The 20,519-nt window shown below is 76.1% G+C and carries 26 protein-coding genes; 13 read left to right on the plus strand and 13 right to left on the minus strand.

What is annotated here, in order from left to right:
- The first annotated feature begins 45 nt into the window (after positions 1–45).
- The 4 genes from ACYX4T_RS19925 to ACYX4T_RS19940 all read left to right on the plus strand — a co-directional run bounded on the left by ACYX4T_RS19925 (position 46) and on the right by ACYX4T_RS19940 (position 2,173).
- On the plus strand, positions 46–423 hold the full coding sequence (locus ACYX4T_RS19925) for an ArsR/SmtB family transcription factor (protein WP_476011011.1): 378 nt from the start codon (positions 46–48) through the stop codon (positions 421–423).
- Positions 404–880: an SRPBCC domain-containing protein gene (locus ACYX4T_RS19930; RefSeq protein WP_476011012.1), complete on the plus strand. Its 477-nt coding sequence runs from the start codon at positions 404–406 to the stop codon at positions 878–880. The genes ACYX4T_RS19925 and ACYX4T_RS19930 overlap by 20 nt, the downstream gene beginning before the upstream one ends.
- 80 nt (positions 881–960) lie before the next feature.
- Positions 961–1,647: a TIGR02679 domain-containing protein gene (locus ACYX4T_RS19935; RefSeq protein ID WP_476011013.1), complete on the plus strand. Its 687-nt coding sequence runs from the start codon at positions 961–963 to the stop codon at positions 1,645–1,647.
- Positions 1,648–1,654: 7 nt separating this feature from the next.
- On the plus strand, positions 1,655–2,173 hold the full coding sequence (locus ACYX4T_RS19940; RefSeq protein ID WP_476011014.1) for a DUF2399 domain-containing protein: 519 nt from the start codon (positions 1,655–1,657) through the stop codon (positions 2,171–2,173).
- Here the strand turns inward: ACYX4T_RS19940 and ACYX4T_RS19945 are convergent.
- Positions 2,146–2,913 carry an EI24 domain-containing protein gene (locus ACYX4T_RS19945; RefSeq protein WP_476011015.1) on the minus strand — a complete coding sequence of 256 codons (768 nt, stop codon included), beginning with the start codon at positions 2,911–2,913 and terminating at the stop codon, positions 2,146–2,148. The two genes, ACYX4T_RS19940 and ACYX4T_RS19945, sit on opposite strands and share 28 nt — an antisense overlap.
- A 36-nt stretch (positions 2,914–2,949) precedes the next feature.
- Entirely contained in the window at positions 2,950–3,816 is an 867-nt protein-coding gene (locus tag ACYX4T_RS19950) for a LysR family transcriptional regulator (protein ID WP_476015318.1), read from the minus strand.
- A gap of 70 nt (positions 3,817–3,886) precedes the next feature.
- Here ACYX4T_RS19950 and ACYX4T_RS19955 point away from each other — a divergent pair, with 70 nt between their 5' ends.
- A complete protein-coding gene (locus ACYX4T_RS19955) occupies positions 3,887–4,234 on the plus strand; it encodes a nuclear transport factor 2 family protein (protein WP_476011016.1) in 348 nt (115 codons plus the stop codon).
- Positions 4,231–5,160: an ABC transporter substrate-binding protein gene (locus ACYX4T_RS19960; RefSeq protein ID WP_476011017.1), complete on the plus strand. Its 930-nt coding sequence runs from the start codon at positions 4,231–4,233 to the stop codon at positions 5,158–5,160. Before ACYX4T_RS19955 ends, ACYX4T_RS19960 begins: the two co-directional genes overlap by 4 nt.
- Here ACYX4T_RS19960 and soxR read toward each other — a convergent pair.
- Genes soxR through ACYX4T_RS19980 form a run of 4 tightly spaced genes read right to left on the minus strand, consistent with a single transcriptional unit; the run spans position 5,157 to position 7,872 of the window.
- Positions 5,157–5,633 (minus strand): redox-sensitive transcriptional activator SoxR, encoded by a 477-nt coding sequence (gene soxR, locus ACYX4T_RS19965; protein ID WP_476011018.1) that lies wholly within the window; start codon positions 5,631–5,633, stop codon positions 5,157–5,159. The two genes, ACYX4T_RS19960 and soxR, sit on opposite strands and share 4 nt — an antisense overlap.
- 1 nt (position 5,634) lies before the next feature.
- Positions 5,635–6,186 (minus strand): NADPH-dependent FMN reductase, encoded by a 552-nt coding sequence (locus ACYX4T_RS19970; RefSeq protein ID WP_476011019.1) that lies wholly within the window; start codon positions 6,184–6,186, stop codon positions 5,635–5,637.
- 29 nt (positions 6,187–6,215) lie between these two features.
- Positions 6,216–6,689 carry a hypothetical protein gene (locus ACYX4T_RS19975; protein WP_476011020.1) on the minus strand — a complete coding sequence of 158 codons (474 nt, stop codon included), beginning with the start codon at positions 6,687–6,689 and terminating at the stop codon, positions 6,216–6,218.
- Between the two features lie 10 nt (positions 6,690–6,699).
- Positions 6,700–7,872 (minus strand): DUF2786 domain-containing protein, encoded by a 1,173-nt coding sequence (locus tag ACYX4T_RS19980; protein WP_476011021.1) that lies wholly within the window; start codon positions 7,870–7,872, stop codon positions 6,700–6,702.
- Positions 7,873–8,072: 200 nt separating this feature from the next.
- Here ACYX4T_RS19980 and ACYX4T_RS19985 point away from each other — a divergent pair, with 200 nt between their 5' ends.
- Entirely contained in the window at positions 8,073–12,650 is a 4,578-nt protein-coding gene (locus ACYX4T_RS19985; protein WP_476011022.1) for an AAA domain-containing protein, read from the plus strand.
- A gap of 96 nt (positions 12,651–12,746) precedes the next feature.
- Here ACYX4T_RS19985 and ACYX4T_RS19990 read toward each other — a convergent pair whose 3' ends face one another.
- The 7 genes from ACYX4T_RS19990 to ACYX4T_RS20020 form a co-directional block, all read right to left on the minus strand.
- Positions 12,747–13,811 (minus strand): EcsC family protein, encoded by a 1,065-nt coding sequence (locus ACYX4T_RS19990; protein ID WP_476011023.1) that lies wholly within the window; start codon positions 13,809–13,811, stop codon positions 12,747–12,749.
- A gap of 35 nt (positions 13,812–13,846) precedes the next feature.
- Entirely contained in the window at positions 13,847–14,431 is a 585-nt protein-coding gene (locus ACYX4T_RS19995) for a uridine kinase family protein (RefSeq protein WP_476011024.1), read from the minus strand.
- Positions 14,428–14,997, minus strand: coding sequence for a DUF3558 domain-containing protein (locus ACYX4T_RS20000; RefSeq protein WP_476011025.1), 570 nt, complete (start codon positions 14,995–14,997; stop codon positions 14,428–14,430). The genes ACYX4T_RS19995 and ACYX4T_RS20000 overlap by 4 nt, the downstream gene beginning before the upstream one ends.
- Positions 14,998–14,999: 2 nt before the next feature.
- On the minus strand, positions 15,000–15,404 hold the full coding sequence (locus tag ACYX4T_RS20005) for a PE domain-containing protein (protein WP_476011026.1): 405 nt from the start codon (positions 15,402–15,404) through the stop codon (positions 15,000–15,002).
- A gap of 65 nt (positions 15,405–15,469) precedes the next feature.
- Positions 15,470–16,201: a uracil-DNA glycosylase family protein gene (locus ACYX4T_RS20010; RefSeq protein WP_476011027.1), complete on the minus strand. Its 732-nt coding sequence runs from the start codon at positions 16,199–16,201 to the stop codon at positions 15,470–15,472.
- Positions 16,201–16,605 carry a nitroreductase family deazaflavin-dependent oxidoreductase gene (locus tag ACYX4T_RS20015; protein ID WP_476011028.1) on the minus strand — a complete coding sequence of 135 codons (405 nt, stop codon included), beginning with the start codon at positions 16,603–16,605 and terminating at the stop codon, positions 16,201–16,203. Before ACYX4T_RS20015 ends, ACYX4T_RS20010 begins: the two co-directional genes overlap by 1 nt.
- Positions 16,598–17,083, minus strand: coding sequence for a DUF3293 domain-containing protein (locus ACYX4T_RS20020; RefSeq protein WP_476011029.1), 486 nt, complete (start codon positions 17,081–17,083; stop codon positions 16,598–16,600). Before ACYX4T_RS20020 ends, ACYX4T_RS20015 begins: the two co-directional genes overlap by 8 nt.
- A 69-nt stretch (positions 17,084–17,152) precedes the next feature.
- Between ACYX4T_RS20020 and ACYX4T_RS20025 the strand changes: the two genes are divergently transcribed.
- The 6 genes from ACYX4T_RS20025 to ACYX4T_RS20050 all read left to right on the plus strand — a co-directional run bounded on the left by ACYX4T_RS20025 (position 17,153) and on the right by ACYX4T_RS20050 (position 20,518).
- Positions 17,153–17,440, plus strand: coding sequence for a hypothetical protein (locus ACYX4T_RS20025; protein WP_476011030.1), 288 nt, complete (start codon positions 17,153–17,155; stop codon positions 17,438–17,440).
- Positions 17,437–18,615 (plus strand): putative T7SS-secreted protein, encoded by a 1,179-nt coding sequence (locus ACYX4T_RS20030; RefSeq protein ID WP_476011031.1) that lies wholly within the window; start codon positions 17,437–17,439, stop codon positions 18,613–18,615. Before ACYX4T_RS20025 ends, ACYX4T_RS20030 begins: the two co-directional genes overlap by 4 nt.
- A gap of 5 nt (positions 18,616–18,620) precedes the next feature.
- On the plus strand, positions 18,621–18,968 hold the full coding sequence (locus ACYX4T_RS20035; protein WP_476011032.1) for a hypothetical protein: 348 nt from the start codon (positions 18,621–18,623) through the stop codon (positions 18,966–18,968).
- Between the two features lie 55 nt (positions 18,969–19,023).
- Positions 19,024–19,410 carry a hypothetical protein gene (locus ACYX4T_RS20040; protein WP_476011033.1) on the plus strand — a complete coding sequence of 129 codons (387 nt, stop codon included), beginning with the start codon at positions 19,024–19,026 and terminating at the stop codon, positions 19,408–19,410.
- Positions 19,407–19,742 carry a hypothetical protein gene (locus ACYX4T_RS20045; RefSeq protein ID WP_476011034.1) on the plus strand — a complete coding sequence of 112 codons (336 nt, stop codon included), beginning with the start codon at positions 19,407–19,409 and terminating at the stop codon, positions 19,740–19,742. Before ACYX4T_RS20040 ends, ACYX4T_RS20045 begins: the two co-directional genes overlap by 4 nt.
- An 80-nt stretch (positions 19,743–19,822) precedes the next feature.
- Positions 19,823–20,518, plus strand: a complete 696-nt coding sequence (locus ACYX4T_RS20050; protein ID WP_476011035.1) for a hypothetical protein — start codon at positions 19,823–19,825, stop codon at positions 20,516–20,518.
- Position 20,519 lies beyond the last annotated feature (1 nt).

Consider the following 20,519-nt stretch of genomic DNA (forward strand, 5'->3'; position numbering starts at 1 on the left):
CGGCTCCGGACGTGTAGCTGGACGGTTAATGAAAGACCTGGTTACATGTTCCTCGTGCTCCCGCTCGAGGCCCTCGCCGACCCGGTCCGCCGGGCCATCGTCGAGCGCCTCGCGGACGGCGAGGTCGGGGCGGGCGAGATCGCCGCGGACTTCCCCGTCAGCCGCCCCGCGATCAGCCGCCACCTGCGCGTGCTGCGCGAGGCGGGGCTCGTGACCTCGCGAGTCGCGGGCCAGCACCGGATCTACGCGCTCGATCGTCGCCCGCTCGCCGAGCTCGACGCGTGGCTGGGGCGGTTCCGCCCGCTGCCCGCGCTCGGCGGCCCCGCGGGCCGGCTCGACGCCCTCGACACCGAGATGCACCGCGGCCGGCGTGCCCGCCGGACCGCCGAGAGGGGAGACCTCGATGACCACGCCGCCGGCTGAGATCCGCACCGACCCCGAGGGCGCGACGACGGCGGTGTGGCGCCGCGAGTACCCCGACCCGGTCGAGGACGTCTGGGCCGCGATCACCGAGTCCGAGCGGCTCGGGCGCTGGATCGGCACCTGGACGGGCGAGCCGCGCGTCGGCGGCACCGTCGCGTTCACCATGACCGGCGAGGTCGACGCGGGCGGCGAGGTCGACGACCCCGTCGACGTGCGCATCCTCGCCTGCGAGGAGCCCCGCCACCTCGCCGTCGAGCTCCCCGCGGACGGCGACCGCTCCTGGCACCTCGACCTCACCGTCGAACCGCACGGGTCCGGCGCGGTCCTCGTCTTCGCCCAGCGCCTCGTCGAGGGCCAGACGCCCACCGACGTCGACGCCGGCTGGCGCTGGTACCTCGACCGCCTCGGCGCGTCCCTGCGCGGCGCGCCGATGCCCGACTGGGCCGCCTACGCCTGAGCGCGCCCGGTGCCTCAGCCTGGCGGCCACGCCGGCGTCAGACGTCAGCAACGCCCCCACGATCACCGGAGGGCGAGCGCATGAGGGTCCCGTCCGTGCTCCTCGAGCCGGCCTTCGACCCGCTCTGGCGGCAGGTGTCCGCGGCCCTCGACCGGCGCGGTCTGGCCGACCGGCGCCCGGTCGGGCTCCCGCAGGGTCTCGACGCGCAGGTCTACGCGCGCATCGGCGACCTCCTCGGACGACGCTTCCGCACCACCCGCCACCGTCTCGACCTCGCCGCCCTCGACGCCGGCCTGGCCGCCCACGGCACGGACCTCCTCGCGGTCCTCGCCGCGGCGGGCCACGCGCCGACGGGTCGCAAGGAGGCCCGCGACGGGGAGCGCTCGCGCCGCGACGGCCGCGACCTGGCGCTCGAGACCTCGGCGCGCGACCGGCTCGGCGGCGAGCCGTGGGTCGGCGCGTGGGCGGCGGCGGTGCGCCCCTCGATCCCGGACGCGGTCACGGCGGTGCGAGCCGTCGACGTCGTGGCCCGGGTCCTCGGGCACGGCGACCGTCGCCGCAGCCGCGGGGAGGTCGCCGCCCGCGTCCTGGGCTCCGCCCACGCCCTCGACCGCGGGACTCCGGAGCACCGCTGGGTGCGCGCGGGCCCTCGTCCACCGCGGCGTCGACGGCGCCACCACCGAGTCCGGCCTCTGGGCCGCCGCCGGGCTGCCGGGCGACGTCGTCTCCGCGCCGACGCTGACCTGGGCGCTGCCGCTCCGGGGTGACGGTGTCGTGGCGGGTGTCTGCGCCCTGACCGCCGCCGGCGCGCCCACCGCCCTGACCACGCTGACCGTCCGCGACCTCGCCGTCGCCGTGCCGCCCGGCACCGTGGTGCTGTCGGTCGAGAACCCGCGGCTGCTCGAGGCGGCCGTCCAGCAGGGGCTCGCGGCGCCGCTGGTCTGCACCGGCGGCGAGCCGACGACGGGCGCGCTCGCGCTGCTCGAGGCCCTGCGGGATGCCGGTGCCGAGGTCCGCCACCACGGCGACGTCGACGCCGGCGGGCTGGGGATCACGGCACGGCTGCACACCCGGGGCGTGATCCCGTGGCGCACGACCGTCGCGGACTACCGGGCGGCGGTCGGGCGCGCGGTCGACGTCGAGCTCCCGCCCGTGTACCCGTCCGCCGTCCCGCCGACGCCGTGGGACCCCGACCTGCGGCAGGAGGTCCGGCGCACCGGCCTGGCGGTCGAGCAGGAGCGGGTGATGGACGAGGTGCTCGCCGCTCACGCCGTGGAGGCGGGCCGCGCCTGAGCGATCGGCTCCCCGCAGAGCTCCCGCGCGAGCAGCGTCGCGGCGGCCGAGGCGGCGGGGATGGCGACGATCGCGACGAACGGGATCGCCGCGAGCAGGTACGTCGGGATGCCGACGCCCCAGGTCGCGGCCCGCCGCGTCCGCAGGAGACGACGCCGCGCCCCGAAGTCGAGCCCGCGGCGCTGCAGCGCGGGCGCCGTGAGCTCGATCATCAGCAGGCGCCCGCCGACGAGCGCCGCGCCGGCGGGCCCGAGGACCGGCCCCACGACGGGCACCAGGCCCAGCAGGAACAGCGGGATCGCCGCGAGCACCGACAGCGCGACGAGCACCAGCCCGTCGCGCGCTCCGCGTGCCACCGACCCCACCCACGACGTCTCCCGGACCGCGGGCACCGCGCCGACCTCGTCGTCGACGATCTCGGCCAGGCGCTCGTAGAACGGGCCGCCGACGGCGAGGGTCACGGCGACGAAGGTGACGACGGCGACCGCCCCCGCGGCGGCCACGACCGCCGCACCCGCCGCGATCCGGGTCAGCGACCGTCCGGTCTCCGACCAGCCGTCGGCGAACGGCGTCAGCGCCGCCGCCAGGTCCGGGAGCCAGACGACCAGCGTCGCCAGCGCCCCGACGTAGAGCACCGACACGATCAGCGCGGGGATCGCGCCGAGCAGCAGCAGGCGCGGCGTGCGCAGCACCGTGACGGCGCCGCGCACGAACAGCCGGACACCGAGCACGAGGTCCACGGTCGCGATTGTCCCGGTCGGGGTGAGGCGGGCGAGTCAGGCCGTCGCGGGCCGGGCGCGGTCGAGCAGGGCGCGCGCGGCCGGGCTCAGCGGCGCGTCGCGGCGGTGGGCGAGGTCGATGACGGCGCGCACCTCGGGAATGATCGGCACCGCGCACACGTCGTCCCGGCCGGTCAGCGCGGAGGCGGGGACGACGGCGATGCCGAGGCCCTGCGCGGCGAGGTCGGCGAGAACCGTCGGCGTGCCCGCCTCCAGCGCCGGGTGGAGCGCGACGCCCGCGTCGGCGGCCGCCCGGTCGAGCGCCGCCCGCACGCCCGCGCCGACGGGCAGGGCGACGACGGTGTGCTGGGCGAGCTGGGCGATCGTCACGCGGGTCGGCGCGTCCGTCGGCGGGAAGGCCGCGACCAGCGGCACGTCGAGCACGACGTCGACGGCGAGGTCCGCGGGCGGGTCGCCGTGGCGCCCGACCCAGGCGAGGTCGAGGTCGTGGCGGCGCAGGCCGTCGAGCAGGGCGTCGGTGGCGTCCTCGACCAGCCGGATCGCGACGCCGGGGTGCTCGCGGTGGAAGGCGCCGAGCAGGCCGGGGAGGTCGACGACGCCGCCCCCGCGCACCATGCCGACGGCCACTTGCCCGCGGACCAGGCCGGCGAGCTCGTCGGCGGTGTCGCGGACGTGGGTGACCGCCGCCAGCGCCGCCCGCGCGTGGGGCAGGACGGCCTCCCCGGCGGGCGTGAGCCGCACCCCGCGCGCCGACCGGTCGAACAGCACCTGCCCCAGCTCGCGCTCCAGCCGCGCGATCTGCGCGCTGATGCCGGGCTGCGCGACGTGCTCGCGCGCCGCGGCTCGCGTGAACCCGCCCTCCTCGGCGACGGCGACGAGGTAGCGCAGCTGGTGCAGCTCCATAAGCCGCAGTTGTAGCAGGGAGTCGGAGCAGCTCTTCGACTTCTGGAGCGAGCCGTTCGACGCTGGAGCCATGCGCACCCCCGCCGAGACCATGACCGCCTACTTCGACGGCTGGCGCCGCCACGACGCCGAGTCGCTGCGCGACGTCCTCGCCGCCGACGTCGTCTTCGACGGTCCGATGGGCCACGTCGAGGGCCTCGAGGACAACGTCGCGAGCCTGCACGGGCTGCTGTCGATCGTGACGGACGTGGAGGTCCGGCACGTCTTCGTCGACGGCCCCGACGTGCTCACCGTCTACGACCTGCACACCAGCGCCACCGACGCCCCGCTGCTCACCGTCAACTGGGCCCACGTCGTCGACGGCCGCGCGCGGACCATCCGCGCGGTCTTCGATCCCCGCCCGCTCCTGGGTATGTGAGCACTTTCCACGCCTATAGCCGCAAGAAGTGCTCACATAGGGGCATGCGGATCGCGTCGCTGCTGCCCGCGGCCACGGAGATCGTGGGCGCGCTGGGGCTCGCCGACGACCTGGTCGCCGTCACCTTCGAGTGCGACGAGCCGGCCGGCATCCGCGAGCGGCGGCCGGTCGTCGTCGACACGGCGCTGCCCTCCGGGCTGACGCCCGGGGAGATCGACGCCGTGGTCCGCGAGCGTGCCGCCGCGGGGCTGCCGCAGTACGCGCTGGACCGCGAGGCCCTGCGCGCCGCGGCCCCGGACCTCGTGCTCACCCAGGACCTGTGCCGGGTCTGCGCGCTGCCGGAGGCGACGGTGTCCGAGGCGCTCGGCGAGCTGGCGATCGACGCCCGGGTCCTCACCATCGACCCGCACACCCTCGACGAGGTGCTCGACGCCGTCGCGGCGGTCGCGAACGCCGCGGGCGTGCCCGACGCGGGGGCCGCGCTGGTCGGCGAGCTGCGCCGGCGCCTGGACAGCGTGCAGACCGCCCTCGCCGACCGGCCGCGACCGCGGGTCCTCGCCCTCGAGTGGGTCGACCCGCCGTTCCTGCCCGGGCACTGGGTGCCGGCGATGGTCCGGCGCGCGGGCGGCGAGCCGGTCGCCGGGATCGACGGCGGGCGCAGCGTGGCGACGACCTGGGAGGAGATCGCCGACGACCCGCCCGACCTCGTGCTCGTCGCGCCCTGCGGCTTCGGGCTCGACGACGCGGTCGCCCAGGCGGAGGTCGTGCGCGAGCGGGTCCCCGGCGTGCCGCTCGTCGCCGTCGACTCCGCGTCGTACGTGGTGCGGGCCGGTCCGCGGCTGGTCGACGGGATCGAGGCGATCGCGCACGCCCTGCACCCCGACGCGGTCCCCGCCCCGCCGCCGGGGCGGGTGCGGGTCCTCTAACCCGCCAGCCGGCGAGGCCCCGGCCCCTCGGCGCTGAGCCGGTCGTGCGGGTTCACCAGGCCGCAGCGGTCGAGCGAGAGGCACCCGCAGCCGATGCAGCCGGTGAAGTCGTCGCGCAGCTGCTGGAGCCGGCGGATGCGGTCGTCGAGCTCGGAGCGCCACTGCGCCGAGAGCGTCTCCCAGTCCTTGCGGGTCGGCGTGCGACCGTCGGGCAACGCGTCGAGCGCCGACCGGATCTCTGCGAGCGGGATGCCGACGCGCTGCGCGATGCGGATGAACGACAGCCGCCGCAGCACCTCGCGGCGGAAGCGTCGCTGGTTGCCGGGCGTGCGCCGGCTGTGGATCAGGCCCTCGCGCTCGTAGAAGTGCAGCGCGGAGACCGCGACCCCGGAACGCTCGGCGACCTCGCCGACCGAGAGCTCCTGACCGGGATAGGGGCGGGGGGCCGGCTGGTGTGTGCCGTGCTCGGTCACGTCAGACCCCCGCGGCCTGCTCGTCGCGGGCGCGGCGCAGCGTCGGCGCCCACCACGCCAGGGCGTCGAGCAGCACCGTGGCGGCGGCGTCCGCGGCGTCCTCGCGGGGCCGTCCCGCGCTGTCGAACGCCCCGGACGCGCCGTGGAAGCTGACCGTGTCGCGCAGCCCAACGGCGTGCAGCTCGGCGAGGACCGGCCGCAGCTGTTCCACCGCCCGCAACCCGCCCGACAGCCCGCCGTAGGCGACGAACCCGACGGGCTTGGCGCGCCACTCGCCGCCCGTCGCGTCGAGAGCGGTCTTCAGCGGGCCCGGGAAGCTGTGGTTGTACTCCGGGGTCACGATGACGACGGCGTCCGCGGCTTCGATGCGCTCGGCGAACCCGGCGTCCGGTCCGGTCTCGAGCAGGTCGACGACGTCCACGGAGAACCCGGGCCGCCCGGGACGTCGTCGTGCCCGCTCGGCGAACCACCGGGCCACGACGGGACCGAAGCGGCCCTCGCGGACGCTGCCGATCACCACCGCGAGCTGGACGGTCTGCTCGGTCTCGGTCATGGCACCGAACGTAGGACCTCGACCATTGTTCAGGTCAACGGTCGGTTCACGCTCGCGAGCAGCCGGACCGTCGCGACCGCCGCCTCCTCGGTGCGCGCGCCCGCGCGCTCGGCCCACGCCGACACCGTCTCCCCGCGCGCCAGGGCCGCGCCCAGGCCGTCGGCACCATCGGCAGCGCCAGCACCGTCGGCGCCGTCGGCACTGCCGGCACCGTCGGCGCCCGGCGGGACCCTCACCTCGGCGGTGACCGCGTCGCACGCGGCCAGCACCCGCTCCCGGCGCCGCGCGAGGTGCTCGGCGAGGACGTGGCGCAGCTCGGTGAGCGCGCCCTCGTCGCCGCCGGCGAGGTCGGCTGCGGCGCGCCGCAGCAGCGCCTGCAACGACTCCGGCGGCAGGCCCGCGTCCTCGGTCTGCCCGGTCTGCGCGGCCTGCGAGGGCGCGTGGCCCCGTTTGGCGTCCCGCCGTCGCTGCTTGGCGGCGCGTCGCTCGCGGTTGCCGGGCACCCGTGCATCCTCACCCCTGCTGGTCGGCGAGCGCCTCGCGCCCCGGGGTGAGGCTCGCGGCGTCGGCGGCGGCGCGTCCGGCGGCCCAGCCGTCGCCGTTGCCGACACTGAACCGCCGCCGGGTCAGGCGCGGGAACAGCTCGCCCACGGTCCGCTCGACGACCTCCGCCCGCGCCGCGAGCACCGGCAGCAGGCCCTCGCCCAGCTCGGCGCGCGCGTGCGCCTGGGCCTCGTGGCTGGCGGCGGTGAGGCGCTCGCCGATGCGTGCGGCGTAGGCGAGCAGGAAGGCGTGACGGAACGATCGCGTCCGCGACCGGGCCACCGACCCGTCGCGTGCCGCCAGCATCGCGCGGTCGGCCTGGACGAGCAGCGAGGTGACCAGCAGCTCCACCGTCGCGAGGTCCGCGGCGTGCCCGACCACCGTGACCATGTCGAGCGACGGCAGGCTCACCGCCCGGCACCGGTTGGCCGCCGCCACCTGGTGCACGAGGCTCGACTTCGCGTTCGCGTAGGGCGGGTCGAGCCACAGGCGCCGCGCGGCGGCCCGCGGCGCCGACGTCGCGGGGCCGGCGACCAGCGCCTGCTCGAGGGCGTGGCGTCCCATCAGCTCCTGGGCCTTCGCCGAGAGCGCCTCGGCCTCCTCGGGGTACTCGGTGGACTCCGCCTTGGCCAGCAGCCCCCGCACCCGCGCGAGGACCCGCGCGTCGACCCCCGTCGGCGCGCGCTCCTCCGCGCCGAGCCGGGGCAGCGTCGGCAGCGAGCGCAGGAGCCCGACGAGCGCGACGGCCGCGGCCAGCGCGTCGTCGGGGTCGAGGCCGCGCACCGAGGACCACTGCGCCACCAGCGGTACGTCCCGGGCGGGCGGCTCGGCGTCCAGCTCGGCGAGGTCGGCCTCGCCGCGGGGTCGGCGGGCCGCGGCGGCGCCCAGGACGTCGACCGCCAGCACCACCCGCCCCGCGGAGAGCCGGCGGCGCACCACCTCGGTGACGTCGCGCGCGCCCCACCCGCGGGCGTGCAGCGCGTCGGCGGCGTCGAGCAGCGCCACCTCCGCGCCCGCCATCAGCGCGCGCGACGCCCCGTACCGCGCCCGCAGCACGGCCGCGGCGTCCTCGCCGCGCCCGCCCGCCGCCGCGAGCCCCGTCACGAAGCGCGCGGCCTCCCGCGGCTCGTCCGCCGTGCCCATGCACCCTCCCTGCCCGTGCCGTCGCGTGCCGACGACCGTCCCGTCACTCCGGTTCGACGCAGCCGGGACCTGCGGGGTTCCACCGCCGACCGACATCGACCCACGGATGGCCCGACGGCAGGGCAGGCGCCCCGCCACCGGGGCAGGATGCGACGCTGGGCCGTCGGGGAGGACCTCGGACGGGAGGGAGCAGCGTGGTCGTGGGCGTGCCGCAGGAGCCGGTCCGCGCCGCCGCGAGCCCGCAGGACCTCCCCGAGCACGACCCCGCCCTGCGCGACCGCGTCCAGCGCTTCGTCGGCGTCCTGCGCCGGGTGGCGCTCGCGCGGGCCCGCCCGGTGCGCCACACCCGCCACCACGTGGGCGCGCTCCCCCTGGTGGAGGTGGCCGACCAGGGCGCGATCCGCCGCCCCCGCGAGGCCGGCGACGAGATCCTCCGGGCTTCCGCCGAGGGCCCGATGCGGGCGACGTTCGACGCGCTGTTCGACCTGATGCGCGCCGCCGCGGACCAGCCCGAGGCCGTCGAGCTCGTCCTCGCCGGCGGCCTGCTGCACGCCCCCGACCACGACGTGCGCGTGCACCTGCTGACCCGCCCGGTGCGCATCGAGCGGGACGCCGACGCGATGGTCGTCACCCTCGCCGGCGACGCCGCGCGCTGGGAGGACGAGGAGCTGCTCGTCGGCACCGGCCTCGTCGACGACGCCGCGCCGGCCGAGCAGGAGGCGCCCTCACCGCTCGACCCCGACCTCGTCGGGATCCTCGCCGGCTGGGCCGACCGTCACCTGCGCGTGGAGCACACCCGCGGCGACGACTGGATCGGTCCCACCGGCCCCGGCACCGCCCTCGTGCCCGCGCCGGCGCTGCTCGCCCGTCGCCGCGGGGCCGCCGCGCTGCGCACCTTCTACGACGCGATGGTCGCCGACCTCGCCGACGGCACGCGTCCCCTGCCCGTCGGCCTGGCCCAGCTCGTCGCCGCCATCGAGCCGACCGACCGGGCCGCGTGGCTCGCCCGCACCGGTCACGACGAGCCCCCGGTCACCGACCCGCTCTTCCCGCTGCCGGTGGGCGCCGCGCAGAGCCGGATCCTCGGGCGGCTGGGCCGCGACTCGGGCGTCGTCGTCGAGGGACCGCCGGGCACCGGCAAGACCCACACCATCGCGAACCTCCTCTGCGCCCTGCTCGCCGAGGGCCGCCGCGTCCTCGTGACCAGCGAGAAGGCCCAGGCGCTGCGGGTGCTGCGCGACAAGCTGCCCCCGGAGATGCGCGACCTGTGCGTGTCGCTCGCCGACGCCGACGAGGACCCGGGGCTCGGCGCGGGCATCGCCGGGCTCGCCACGCGCAGCACCGAGTTCGACCCCGACGAGGCCGACCACGCCGTCGCGGACCTCGTCCTGCGCCGCGACGCCCTCCTCGCCGACCGGGAGGCCGCGCTCGACGCCCTCGTCGCCGAGCGCGCCGCCGAGACCACCGTCGCGCGCGACCTCGGACCGGGCATGACCGGCACGCGCGCCGAGATCGTCCGCCGGCTGCGGAGCGCGCAGGAGCGCGACGGGTGGCTCGCCGAGGTCGTCGACCCCGACACCGAGCCGGCCCCGTCGCCGCCGCTGTCGGTCGCCGAGTTCCGGACGCTGCGCGCGCTGCTCGCCACCGAGACGCCGGCGCGGCGCGACCGTGCCCGCCAGGTGCTGCCGCCGCCGGTGGAGCTGCCGCCGGAGGACCACGTCGCCGACCTCGCGGCCACCGTCCTGCGCGGGCTCGACGCGACGTCGGGCGACGTGGGGCCGCTGGTGGCCGCGCTGGGCGGACTGCCCGCGGACGCGGCCGCGCACCTGCCGGCGGTCAGCCGCCGGGCGGCCGACGCGCTGGCCGAGCTCGACGACACGGGGGACTCCGACGACAGCGCCGAGTGGGCGCACGGGGTCGCCGACGCCGTGCTCGCCGGTCGCGCCGGGCACCTGTGGGGACGCGCGACCGACGGGCTGAGCGCCGTCGACGCGCTGCTCGAGCACGACCGCCTCGCCGGCCCGGCGCAGGTCCGGGTCGACGACTCGGTGGACGTGGCCGCCGCGGCGCCGGTGGTGGAGCGCTTCGCCGCGTTCCTCGCCGACGGCGGCACGACGCGGCGGGTCTTCAAGCCCGACGAGCAGAAGGCCGTCGAACCCCACCTCGCGGGCATCCACCTGCACGGCGCGGGCCCCGCCACCGTCCCGGGCGCGAGCGCGATCGCCCACCACCTGCGCATCCTCGAGATCACCGACCGGCTCGCCGAGGGCTTCGGCCCCCTCGGCCGGACGCTGCGCCGCGCGGAGCACCGGGCGATGCTCGTCGAGCAGGTCCTGACGCTGCGCGCCACGTGTCTGGCCGTCGGGCGGGTGCTGACGGCCGTGGTCGCCGTGCGCCGCCTGCTCGCCGCGCTGCCGCCGGCCGAGCGCCCGCGGGTCGACTCGCTGGCGCGGCTGCGGGTGTTCGCGACGCTGACCCTCGACGTCGACGACCACCGGGCCGCCGAGCTCGCACGCGGCGAGCTCGACGAGGTCGTCGAGCGCGTCGAGGGCGGGGTGCCGCCGGAGCGGCAGGCGCCCGAGCTCGTCGCGGTCCTCGACGCCCTGCGCCGCCGCGACGCCGACGCCTACGCCGAGGCGGTGGCCGCGGTCGAGTCCGCGCACGCCGAGGCCCGCGACCAGCGCCGTCTCGACGCCCTCGCCGACCGCCTCGACCGGGCCGCGCCCGGGGTGGTCGCGCTGCTGCGGGCCCACGCGACCGAGCCCTGGCCCGACCGCGAGGAGCGCTTCGAGCACGCCTGGGCCTACGCGCGGGCGGCGGCGCGCACGCGGGGGTGGGCGGCGGCCGAGGACGCGCCCGACCGTCTCGCCGACCTCGACGTCGAGCTCGCCCGGCTCACCGCGAAGCTGGCGGCGGCGCAGGCGTGGCGGGCGTGCCTGGGCCGGATCACCGCCGAGCAGATGCGCGCGCTGCAGAGCCACCGGGCCTCGGTCGCCGCGGTCGGACGCGGCACCGGACGTCACGCCGACCGCTACCGCCAGGCCGCCCGCGAGGCCGTCGAGGTCGCCCGCGACGCCGTGCCGGCGTGGGTGATGCCGATCCGCGAGGTACTCGCCGCCGTCGAGCCGCGCCCGGACGCGTTCGACGTCGTGATCGTCGACGAGGCCAGCCAGGCCGACCTGACCAGCCTGTTCCTGCTGTGGCTCGCGCCGCGGGTGATCGTCGTCGGCGACGACCGGCAGTGCACCCCCGCCGACGTGGGCGGCGGGTCGCTCGAGCCCGCGTTCGCGCGGCTGGAGACCGACCTGCCCGAGGTGCCCTTCTACCTGCGCAGCCAGTTCACGCCGCGGGCCAGCGTCTTCTCAGTGTTCCGGGCGACGTTCGGGCCGCCGATCCGGCTGCGCGAGCACTTCCGGTCGATGCCCGAGATCGTCGGCTGGTCGTCGCGGGAGTTCTACGCGGGGCCGGGCGAGGCGGACGCGCCCCTGGTCCCGTTGCGCCAGTTCGGGGCCGACCGCCTGCCGCCGCTGCGCGCGACGTTCGTGCCCGACGCCGCGGTGCGCGGGCAGGGGTCGTCGCTGGCCAACGACGCCGAGGCCGCCGCGCTCGTCGACGCCGTCGCGCGGTGCGCCGCCGACCCCGCCTACGCGGGCGCGACGTTCGGGGTGGTCGTGCTGCAGGGCCACGGGCAGGTGGAGCTGATCGAGGGCCTGCTGCGCGAGCGGCTCGACGTCGAGACCTGGGAACGGCGCCGGCTGCGGGTCGGCGTGGCCGCCGACTTCCAGGGCGACGAGCGCGACGTCGTGTGGCTCTCGATGGTGGTCGCGCCCGGCCACCGCCTCGTGGCCCTGACGGCCGAGCGCTACCGGCAGGCGTTCAACGTCGCGGCGTCGCGGGCGCGCGACCAGATGTGGCTGTTCCACTCCGTGCACGCCGAGGATCTCGCCGCGGCCGACCTGCGTCGCAAGCTCCTCGAACACGTCACCGCCAGCGAGCCCGACGGCTCCGCGGGCGCGCCGGAGAACCGCCCCGCGCCCGCCGAGGTGGACCGCGAGCGCCGGCACCCGGCGTTCGGCAGCCTGTTCGCGCAGCGCGTGTTCGCGGACCTCTCGGAGCTGGGGTTCGCGGTCGTGCCGCAGGTGGAGGTGCACGGACGGGTGCTCGACCTCGTCGTCACCGGCGCGAGCGGGCGGCTGGCGGTCCTCTGCGACGGCGACGAACAGCGGCGCCCCGCCACCCGCGCCGACGTCGAGGCCGAGCACGACCTGCGCCGCTGCGGCTGGCCCGTGGTCCGGATCGCCGAGTCGCGCTACCTGGGCGACCCGCAGGACGCGATCACCCCGGTGCTCGAGGCCGCGGCGGCCGCCGGCATCACCCCGTCGGCGCCGACCGGGCCGCTCGCCGTCGTCGAGTCGGCGCCCGCGGACCACACCGAGTACCGACCGCGGCGCGGGCGCTCGGGGCGGGCGGTGATCGGGGCCGAGGGGTCGGACGCGCCCGAGACCCTCGACGACCTCGTGGCCGACCTCGCCGCCCAGGGCTTCCCGCCCCCGCGCCGCGACGCGCGCGTGCACGACCCCCGCGGCGGCGGGGTGCTCACCGACGCCGAGGCCCTGTGGCCGACGGGCATCAGCCGACGCGCCCTGGCGCCGCCGGTGCTCCTCGCGCCGGAGGTCCGCGACCCGGCCCGCGAGCGTCTCCGCGACCTCGGCTACCAGGTCTTCACGACCGTCGCCGACGTCCGCGCCCACCTCGCGGCCGCCGCCGACCGCTCCTGACCCGGGGTGTCAGCGAAGTGCCGTTGCTGACGTTGAGTGTCCGTATCGGTACTTCGATCACCGAGGGCTGAGGCGGCCGGCACCCGCCGAACGGGCTCAGGCGCCGGCGAAGATCTCGTCGCCCTCGTCGTCCAGGTCCTCGCCGCCGTCGTCGGGCTCGCCGTCGACGTAGGGTCGGTAGCTCGCCGGGTCGAAGGGCAGGTCGACGCCGAAGGGCAGCTCGTACTTGTCGTGGAGGAAGCGCTCGCGGTACAGGTGCTCGGCGGTGTCGACCACCTTCGCCAGCAGCCGCGCCGACAGCACCGCGCCGACCCCGATCCCGAGGACCGGCACCAGCTGCGCGAGCTCCCGCTGCCCGATCTGGCTCAGCAGGCGCTGGTAGACCGCGTGCCCCAGACGCTTGATCTGGGCCTGCTGCTGCTTGCGCTTCTGGTTCTCCTCGGTCTTCGCCGTGATCAGCTCGGCGAGCTCCTGGTACGCCGCGGGCGAGTCCTCGTCGGAGGACAGCCCGACGGACAGCACCGCCAGCGCGATGATCTGCTCGGACCGCTTCGTGCCGTCGTAGCCGTGGTAGGCCGCGACGTGCGCGACCGCCCGTGTGCAGGACGCGACCGTGAGCACCGTGTCGCCGGTCAGCGTCGCCACCATGACCGCGATCCCCGGGATGCTGCCCAGGCCCGCGCCGGTGGTGCCGCCGGCCGCGGCGGTCACGCCGGTGCCGGTGAGGAAGCCGGTGACGCCACCCTGGACGCCCGCGAACACCGTGTAGCCGAGATCGAGACGCGGCATCACGTTCTCGACGTCGGCGATGTCGAGGCGGCGGATGTGCTTGAAGTCGGTGACGTCGTGGCCCTGCGCGCGGAAGTCGGCGAACACGGCCTCGCGACGCAGCGTCGCCGCGCCCGCCCCGGCGCCGGCCGCCGCGAGCTGGTGGAGCACGCCCTGCACGCTCTCGTCGACCTGGGACACGCCCGGCACCCGGCGCAGCAGCGAGGTGACCTCGGTGCGGATGCCGGAGATGCCGTTGACGACCGGGCTGAACAGGCCCGACGGGCCCTGCAGCTCGCGGTCCTTCCACTGCGCGACCTCGCGCCAACGCTCGGCGTCGGCAGGGGAGACGTCCGGCGTGGGGCGGGGGACGTCGTCCGTCGTCGCGCTCACACCCCGGACGGTACCCACAGGGAGCACACGCGACCTCATCGGTGACACGACGGCTCGGTGTCCAGCGACCCGTCCGGGCGACGACGGACGACTAGGTCCGCGGCGTCCGGCAGCCCCTCCCGCTCTGCGAGCGCCTCCTCGGTGCGACGCCACGCGACCCGGTGCGGCGCGTAGAGCGGCCAGTCCTCGCGGGCGCGCAGACGCCGCTCCCGCTCTGGCGGGTCGGCGTCGACCCACACCGTGAGGGCCTGGTGCTCCCGCAGCGCGCGGGCTCCGGCGCCGCATCCCTCGAGGACGACGACGCGGGTGGGGAGGGGGCCCTCCTGGGTCGGGCCCTCGCGGTCGTGCTCCCAGTCCCAGGGACGCCAGCTCGGGGTCTCGCCGTGGCGGAGGGGTCCGACCAGGCCGGTGAGCGCCCGCGCCGGTGCCTCGGCCAGCCCCTCCCAGCCGAGGTAGAACTCCTCGATCGAGACGACCGCGATGCCGTCGTGGCGGGCCAGGTCCCCGGCCAGCGCGGTCTTGCCGGCGCCCGAGAAACCGTCGACGCCGACCAGCACCGTCGTGCCGGCCGAGGGCGGGAGCGAGACGAGGTTGTTGGCCAATGCGCGGGGTGTGGTCACTTGCCGCCCAGCGGTGGCAACGAAGCGACGATCTGCTCGACGACGCGCTGCCCCTGACCGCACGGGTCGTCCGCCCGTCCGCCGCTGAGCTGTGTGTAGGTCGTGACGAGCCCCTGATCGGGAGCGGTGCCGACAGTGATGGTGCAGGAGACCCCGTCGGGTGCGGACTGTTCGTTCACTGCGGGAAGACCGCCGATTTCGAGCGGCTGGAAGAGGTCGTAGAGGCGCACGCGGTAGGTGTCTACGAGTACGTCCCGGTCCGCGACAATGACGACGTCGAGCGACCGGTCCGAGGGGCCACCTCCCCATTCGCACGAGGGTTCGCCAGTGGAATCGAGCACCTGCGGACGTCCGGACCCCGTGAACCCGAGGTCTTCGAGCTGGCTGCTGGTGAGGAGGGCGCACGGCTCAGAGGCGAAGGGCCGCACGTCACGGGGAGCGTGGACCTCAGGCGCGCCATGGCGCTCGGGACCGGAAGACGGTTCGGGCGGCTGACTGCTGGGCAAGGCGCACGACGCGACCAACACGGGGAGCAGGATGGTCAACACAACCCGGGCGAGGCTCATGGTCAACTCAGGATCGCGCTCGCGTCTTCGTCGTTGGCGCGGTACTGCGCGAAGCTTTGACGAAGCGCGTCGATCAATCGGTCGATCTCCTGCACGCCCTGGTCCAGCGCAGCCAGGAGCGAGCCGGCTCCCCCGGCCGCTGCGGCACCGAGGATGCGTGAGGCGTCGATGCTCACCTGGTCGCCGGCTGGCGGTTCGAGCCGCCCGAGCCGTTGTGCCTCCTCCTTGATGTCAAGGAGCTCGTCCCGCGCCTGCTCCAGCTCCCGGATCGCCTCGGGCGCGCGGGCGAGGTCGACGGCGAACGACCCGCCCCCCACCTCCGGCGGGCGGAACCGCGGCACGACCGAACCGTCGGGCAGGGTCGCGGGCGAGTCGGCCTGCAGCGGTGGTGGCTGGGGCTCGGTCACGGCGCCTCCCTCCGGTCGTCGACCCGGACGCTAGCGAGATCCCCGCCCGCACAGGGTCGGTTCCGTCAGAACGGTCGGCGCCGCCCTGCCGGCCCGCCCGCCGCCGGCCGGACCTTCTCCCCCCGCGCCCGCTGCCCGGCCATCCGCATCGCCTCGACGACGAGGTCGCTGTTCCCGCGTCCCGTCGCCGCGTCGACGCGCGGGAACACCAGCGGGCCGGGGTGGGGCGCCGTCGCGACCGTCGCCTCGCGCAACCCCTCGGGCAGCCCCGCGCGGACGAGCCGCGACCACGCGCGGGCGGCCGGCTTGCCCAGGAGCACGACCTCGGAGGGCGCCGGGTCGAGCATCTCCAGCAGCGCGACGAGGTACGGCTGCGCCCGCACCGCCTCCTTCTCCAGCGAGCGCACCGGTTTCGCCGGGTTCGCGACCCACCACGGCACCACGTTCCAGTGCAGCGAGATGTCGTAGCCGAGCTTCGCGCGGTCGGCGGCGACGTAGGTGTTGTGCGCGGTGGGGTCGTTGTTGTGGCGGCTGACGAACCCGGAGCCCTCCTCCGCCTCGCCCGATGGGTCCTGGAGCAGCACGAGCACGCGCGCGCCCTGCGCGGCGCTCGCCGGGTCGAGGTAGGGGAGGTTCTCGTAGGTGGTGTCCCGGACGTGGTCGACCCAGCGGTTGAGCTCGCCCACCGCGCCGTCGTAGCGCCGAGCCCAACGCTCGGCGTGCACGTCGGGGGCGAGGTCGCGGCTGAGCAGCTCGCCCCGCTCGTGGGCGAGCTTGTTCCACACCGGGCGGGACATCAGCGGCGGTCGAGCATCACGACCGGGATCGTGCGGTCGGTCTTGGCCTCGTAGCCGGCGAAGCCCGGGTAGTCCTGCTTCTGCTTCTCCCAGATCGGGGAGCGCTCGTCGGCCTCGAGGTCGCGGGCGCGGAGCTCGACGGTCTCCGTGCCGATCTCGGCGCTGACGTCGGGGTGCTCGAGCAGGTTGCGGTACCAGTCGGGATGGGTGTCGGCGCCGGCCTTCGACGCGAAGATCGCGTAGGAGTCTCCGACGGCCTGGTACATCATCGGCGTCACGCGCTCGGTGCCCGACTTCCGCCCGAAGTGGTGCAGGAGGAGGAGCGGCGCGCCCTCGAAGTTGCCGCCGACCCGCCCCTCGTTGGCGCGGAACTCGTCGATGATCTGCTGGTTCCAGTCACTCACTCACGCCATCCTGCCCCTGCCCGCGGGCGTGGTCATCCGTGAGCTCCCACCCCAGGTCCACCGACGGCGCGCCGTCGCAGGCGAGCACCGTCCACGCCGTGCGGCTCCACCGGAACACCGCGTCCTGGCCCCACGCCGCGCCGAGGGCTCGCGCCGCCTCGTCGTCGAGGCCCGTGACCAGCGCGCCCTCCTCGGCGTGGGACCCGTCCTCGGCGCCCGCGACGACGGCCCGGCGCGCGAGGCCGCGCGCGTCGAGGTCCGCCTCGAGACGGGCCTGACGTGCGGCGTTCTCGGCGTCGCCGAGCCGGGCGGCGCCCGGGTTGTGGGCCGTGAGGACGTGGACGGGCGCGTCGAACGGGAAGACGCCGGTGACCTGCCCCGGCGGGCGGGGCCGCAGGAGCAGCGCCCGGCCGTCGAGATGGGGTATGCGCAGCACCGCGCGGGTGTAGTCCTCCGCGCGCGACTCCCGATCACCCATCGCCCCAGTGTCGTCGGGCTTCGCCGAACCGCACCCGGTGCGGCGTGGCGTTCCCTACCGTCGCACCTCGTGGCCGACGTGGAGGTGGTGATGCAGGCGCTGCTCGACGCGGCGCACGGCGTCGACGCCGTCATGGAGGAGCTCGCGCAGCACGACGCGGAGGACCTCCCGGACCGGGCGGCCTTCGGTCACGACGGACTGGGCGCGGTGACCGCCGACTTCACCGCGCGCTGGTCGTACGGACTGGCCAACCTCACCGACGACGGCCACGCGCTCGCGCGGGGCCTGCAGGAAGCCGCACGGACGTACGCGGAGGCGCAGGACCTCGCCGTCGACCGGTTCCGCTGGGGGCGGTGACGCCGACGGTGGCCGGGCTCGGCGAGACGACGGACCCGGCGGCGCTGCTGCCCGGCGATCCGGCGCGCGTCCGGGACACCGCGGCGACGATCTCGCGGCTCGGGGCCGCGCTCGTCGGGGCGGGCGACGGGCTGCTCCGCATCGACACCGACGCGTGGCAGGGCGAGGCCGCCGACAGCTACCGCCGGGTGTTCGACCCGGTGCCGCCGCAGTGGATCGGGACGGGCGGGGCGTTCCTGCAGGCCGCCGACGCGTTGACGGAGTTCGCGGACGTGCTCGAGTGGGCGCGCGGCGAGGCGGCGGGCGCGGTGCGGGAGTGGGGCGCGGCGGAGGTGCTCGGGGCGCCCGGTCCCGGTTCCGCCGGTCGGAGCACGGCGATCGACCGGCTCCGGGTGGCGCGGGAGGCGGTCCGCGAGGCGGGCGACCGAGCGGCTGCGCTCGTCGCCCATGCCCGGGATCTCGCCCCGCCGGCGCCGTCGGTGGCACAGCAGGTCGGCGGGTTCCTGGGGGACCTCGCGGGCGGGGCCTGGTCGGAGATCGCGGCGACCGGGCAGTTCCTCTGGCAGGTCAACCCCACCCGCTTCCTCGTCGAACCGGCGGCGGCCGTCGACGGCTGGCGGGACCTCGGCACTGGCGTCGCCCACGCCGTCGCCCACCCCGCCGAGACCATCGAGCAGGCCCTCCGCCCGGGCGAGGCGCTGACCAACCCGACCCGCTGGGCGGGCGAGACGCTGACCGGCCTCGGGCTGTCCGCGGTCGGCGGAGCCGGCGCCGCGGGCCGCATCGAGCGCGCCACACGCGCGGCCGACGCCCTGCCGTCGGGATCGTCGGACGCCGGGGACGGACGGCCGCCGTCTCTCGGACGGCACCACGGGCTGACCGCGGCGGAGCACGCTGTCGCGCGCGGAGCGCACATCGGCCGGTCCGGTGTCACCCGGGGGCGGAAGGTCCGCCCGCGCGAGGTCGACACGCCCGAGGAGGTCCGGCAGGTCTTCGACGACCTGTCGGCGGGTGGGCAACGCATCGACGACCCCTCGCTGGGCGGCGTGATGGTCCTGCTGCCGGACGGCACGCGGGTGATGTACCGACCGGTCGCCGGGTCGACGCGACTCCCGGTCACCGAGGTACACAGTCCCGGGAACGGGTTCTTCAAGGTCCACATGCCGATGGGGTGAGCGACATGACCGAGACGACGATCGAGTCGGAGATCCTCGACGAGGCGCAGCACGACTGGGTCAGCTTCGCCTTCATCACCGAGTGCGTGGGGCAGTACGAGGGCTTCGACCAGGGCGAAGCCGTACGGTCGCAGCGGGCGGTCGACGTGGCGGCGGACCTTGTCGCTGCCGGCGCCCTCGTCGCGGGCGACCTCGCGCTGGACGGCTTCGCACCGTGGGCGGGCGCGGGCGAGGACGTCGTCGCGCGGTTGCGGCGGATCGCCGAGCAGACGATCCGCGAGAACGGTTACATCCCCCTCGGTGAGGTGTGCTGGTTCGCCACGCCCGAGCTGCTCGGCCGGTCGACGGCCTGACCGCGGCGGAGCACGCCGGTGGCATCGTCAAGATGCACATGCCGAGAGGGCCCCGATGACGACGGACAGTGAGCTCGAGCGCCACGTCCTCGACGAGGCACGCGACGACTGGATCGACCTGCTCCACGTCGTCGCTCTTGTGAAGATCGTGGAGGGAGGGCAAGGGCGGCTACCGCTGCTCCGTCGCGCGGGGCCCCTCGTGGTCGATCTCGTGAGGCGAGGCCGGCTGCTGTGCGGCGAGCCCGGCGACGACTCGATCAGCTTCGACGCGTGGACCGTCCCCCGCAACGAAGCCGCCGACATCCTGAACGAGTACGTGCGATGCGTCCTTACCCGTGAGCAGACCATCGTGCCCGGCGAGCCATGCAGCTTCGCGCTGCCCGAGCACGTCGCGCCGTCTAGCGCCGCTCGTCTGGCTGGACCCTTCGAGGAGGACGGGTGACCAGTGAGAACCGGATGATGGACGACATCGTTGCCGAGGCCCGGACGGACTGGATCGACATGGGCCACGTGATCGGGATCGTCCGTCTGGACGAAGGTGGCGACGACGACCTCGCGGTCCTGTGCCGAGCAGCCGGCCTCGTCACGCAGCTGGTGCGCGACGGTCGTCTCGTCCCCGGCGACGTCGGCAAGAGACCCGGCGCCTTCGTCCCCTGGTCCTCGACGCCCGAGGACTCGGCACGCCGCCTGGAGGAGTACGTCGACCAGGTCGTGAGCGGCACCAGGCCGTTCGAGCCCTGGCAGCCGTGCCTGTTCGCCGCGGTGCAGCCCTGAGTTGTCCACAGGCCGCCACGCGCAGGGAACCGATCGGCCTTCCCGGCTCTCCAATCCCGTGGAGACCCGAGGAGGCAGACATGGCGAAGCCGGCACGAGCGCGGCGCGGCAAGGACCGGATGGTGGCGGGGCGGCACCACGAGCAGGGCGACGATTTCGTCCGTCGCACGCTCGGGCGTCGGGCGCTGCGTGAGGAGAGGTGGGACGGCGAGCTGACCGTCCAGCTCCTCCCGCACCACCTCGCGGCGGGTGAGCTGTCGATGGCGGTGGTCGGTCGGGAGATCGACGTCGCGCCCGCGATCTACGCCGCCGGGCACCTGCCGGCGCTCTCGGACGGCGAGGTGTGGAAGGTCGACGAGTTCGGGTGCTTCGACGCCCGCGGCGCGGTGATCGCCGCACCCGTGGTGGGCGCGTCGTCCACCTGCCGCGTCGACGTCCTCGACGTCGACGGGCGCCTCTTCCCGCTCAACTGGGCCGCCGCCGAGCCCGCTGACGGGCGATTGTGGGTCGAGGGCGCGCTCTACCTCGACCCGGAGCTCGCGGCGGGCACCGAGCACGGCGAGGCCGTGGCGCTGTGCCGACGGCGCTACCGCGTGCGCGAGATCCGGCAGTACCGGCGCACCACCTACCGGCCCGCCGATCCGCGGCGCCTCGAGACCGTGCCGCTGCCGTCGGCGGTCACCGACGAGGCGGTCTACGTCGCCGACCTGCAGCTGGTCGACGACACCGCGCCGACGGCGGTCGGGAGGGAGGAGGTCGGTCAGCGGCCGGGGTAGC

This window comes from Actinomycetospora sp. ABD4_176, from assembly GCF_056311855.1.

Bases quoted from the DNA above. Each gene is read 5' to 3' on its own strand.
- ACYX4T_RS19925 (WP_476011011.1), top strand. From the start codon at position 46: ATGTTCCTCGTGCTCCCGCTCGAGGCCCTCGCCGACCCGGTCCGCCGG.
- ACYX4T_RS19930 (WP_476011012.1), top strand. From the start codon at position 404: ATGACCACGCCGCCGGCTGAGATCCGCACCGACCCCGAGGGCGCGACG.
- ACYX4T_RS19935 (WP_476011013.1), top strand. From the start codon at position 961: ATGAGGGTCCCGTCCGTGCTCCTCGAGCCGGCCTTCGACCCGCTCTGG.
- ACYX4T_RS19950 (WP_476015318.1), bottom strand. From the start codon at position 3,816: ATGGAGCTGCACCAGCTGCGCTACCTCGTCGCCGTCGCCGAGGAGGGC.
- ACYX4T_RS19955 (WP_476011016.1), top strand. From the start codon at position 3,887: ATGCGCACCCCCGCCGAGACCATGACCGCCTACTTCGACGGCTGGCGC.
- ACYX4T_RS19970 (WP_476011019.1), bottom strand. From the start codon at position 6,186: ATGACCGAGACCGAGCAGACCGTCCAGCTCGCGGTGGTGATCGGCAGC.
- ACYX4T_RS19980 (WP_476011021.1), bottom strand. From the start codon at position 7,872: ATGGGCACGGCGGACGAGCCGCGGGAGGCCGCGCGCTTCGTGACGGGG.
- ACYX4T_RS20000 (WP_476011025.1), bottom strand. From the start codon at position 14,997: ATGAGCCTCGCCCGGGTTGTGTTGACCATCCTGCTCCCCGTGTTGGTC.
- ACYX4T_RS20010 (WP_476011027.1), bottom strand. From the start codon at position 16,201: ATGTCCCGCCCGGTGTGGAACAAGCTCGCCCACGAGCGGGGCGAGCTG.
- ACYX4T_RS20020 (WP_476011029.1), bottom strand. From the start codon at position 17,083: ATGGGTGATCGGGAGTCGCGCGCGGAGGACTACACCCGCGCGGTGCTG.
- ACYX4T_RS20035 (WP_476011032.1), top strand. From the start codon at position 18,621: ATGACCGAGACGACGATCGAGTCGGAGATCCTCGACGAGGCGCAGCAC.
- ACYX4T_RS20040 (WP_476011033.1), top strand. From the start codon at position 19,024: ATGACGACGGACAGTGAGCTCGAGCGCCACGTCCTCGACGAGGCACGC.
- ACYX4T_RS20050 (WP_476011035.1), top strand. From the start codon at position 19,823: ATGGCGAAGCCGGCACGAGCGCGGCGCGGCAAGGACCGGATGGTGGCG.